This window comes from Mesorhizobium sp. M1E.F.Ca.ET.063.01.1.1 (assembly GCF_003998155.1).
Lineage (GTDB): Bacteria > Pseudomonadota > Alphaproteobacteria > Rhizobiales > Rhizobiaceae > Mesorhizobium.
In genome coordinates, this window is sequence record NZ_RZSC01000965.1 from 1 (window position 1) to 1,907 (window position 1,907).

The window sequence follows — 1,907 nt, forward strand, 5'->3', positions numbered from 1 at the left end:
GATGGATGCTGCGTGGCCGGGCACGGCCGTCGAGGAAGGCAACCTCACCGTTCAGATCGCGCAGCTCAGGAAGCTGCTCGGTCCGGCCGCCGATGGCGGTGAATGGATCGCCACGGTTCCGCGCGTCGGCTACCGCTTCACCGGAGCGATCGAACAGCTCGGCGGCGCGGTGCGAAAGCCTTTGCCGCTGCCCAGCAAGCCATCGATAGCGGTGCTGCCCTTCGTTGCTTTCTCCAGCGATCCCGAGCAGGACTCCTTCGCGGATGGGCTGACCGAGGATCTGATCACCGACCTGTCCAGGAATGCCGGCCTGTTCGTCATCGCCCGCAACTCGGTCTTTGCCTACAAAGGCAAGGCGATGGACGTGCGCAGGATCGCCGAGGAGCTTGGCGTGCGCTACCTGCTGGAGGGCAGCGCAAGACGCGCCGCCGGGCGCGTGCGCATCAACGCGCAACTGGTCGACGCGGTGAGCGGCGAACATCTGTGGGCGGAACGCTTCGATCGCAGCCTGGAAGATATTTTTGCCGTCCAGGACGAGGTGACGGCCAAGATCGTGGAGGCGTTGCTCGGCCGCCTGCGCGCGCCGCCGCCGCGCAACCGGCCCAGGAACCTCGAGGCCTATGATCTGTGCGTGCGGGCGCGCAAGCTGATCGACGACTCGCCGCAGACGGCACGGGAAGCGCATCTGATGCTGATGCGCGCGGTTTCGCTCGATCCGGACTATGCCGAGGCTTATCGCTGGCTTGCCATGAACCATTGGATGGGATGGGTGCATTGGGGCGAACCCATCGAACCCAACCGCGGCGTCGCCCTGGAACTGGCGCGCAAGGCTGTCGCGATCGATCCCAACGATGCCGGCTGCCACTGGGTGCTGGCCAACCTGCTTGCCTATGAGCGCCGCTTCGACGAGGCGGACGCTGAATTCGCCAAGGCGATCGAGCTCGACCCGAACGATGCCGACACCTGGGCGACGATATCAGACATCGAGGTTCTGGCCGGCCAGATCGAGGAAAGCCTCGAGCACATTCGCAAGGCGTTCCGGCTCAACCCTTATCCGCCGAGCTGGTACTATCTGACACTCGGCCAGGCGCAGTATGCGGCCGGCGAGTACGAAGCCGCCGTCGAGACGCTGCGCAGGGACGAGACCTATCGCACGAGCTCACGCCGTTTCCTGGCGGCAAGCCTTGCCCAACTCGGCCGGTTCGACGAGGCGCGCGCAGAGGTCGAGATGTTCCTCGTCGCCAACCCGCATTTCAGCACCAGCCACTGGGTCTGGACCGAACCGTTCCGCGACGCCGCGACGCTCGAGCATTTCGTCGACGGCTTTCGCAAGGCTGGTTTGCCGGAGTGACGGTCGGCGCGCCCCTCCAAACGGTCATCCTATCCGGAAGGCGGTCGCCCCCTACTCCTCAAAACGGCCCGTGGCGTCGCGATCACGTTCGTATCGTCTGTTGAGCGGAAACGGCGGCAACCAGGACTCGCGGCGGACGGTCCACAGTTCGTAGGTTGGCCTCAGTTGGTCAGGGGCGTCCAGCGATCCCAGGCTGACTTCGATTTCGTCCGCGGTGCGCGCGAAAACGGACGAGCCGCAGCGCGGGCAGAAGAACCGCCCGGCATAGTCGCGCGTTTCGCCGGCGATCGTCACCGCATCTTGAGGGAAAATCGCGGAAGCGTGAAACAGCGACCCGTGATGCTTGCGGCAGTCGAGACAGTGACAAATGCCGACCCTGTATGGGCGACCCGACGCCACGATCCGGACCTTGCCGCACAGGCAACCGCCCGTGAACCTGTCCATGTTGCGTCTCCTCCAAAATCGATCGGCCGGAACGTTTACAACGAACCGCGCCGAGCCGTCCATGAAAGCTGCGCCGTCTCGCTTGCTTGGCCCCCAAACCGAATTGCATAAC

At 64.8% G+C, this 1,907-nt stretch carries 2 protein-coding genes; one reads left to right on the forward strand and one right to left on the reverse strand.

Annotated elements, in window-relative coordinates:
• Positions 1 to 1,351 (forward strand): tetratricopeptide repeat protein (locus tag EOA29_RS34855; RefSeq protein ID WP_127222287.1); only part of this gene is annotated, 1,351 nt, incomplete at its 5' end.
• Between the two features lie 51 nt (positions 1,352 to 1,402).
• Here the strand turns inward: EOA29_RS34855 and EOA29_RS34860 are convergent.
• On the reverse strand, positions 1,403 to 1,795 hold the full coding sequence (locus EOA29_RS34860) for a GFA family protein (RefSeq protein WP_126094032.1): 393 nt from the start codon (positions 1,793 to 1,795) through the stop codon (positions 1,403 to 1,405).
• Between the last annotated feature and the right edge of the window lie 112 nt (positions 1,796 to 1,907).

What these genes read in the sequence shown, in the direction of transcription:
- EOA29_RS34860 (WP_126094032.1), bottom strand. Translation starts at nt 1,795, where the DNA reads ATGGACAGGTTCACGGGCGGTTGCCTGTGCGGCAAGGTCCGGATCGTG.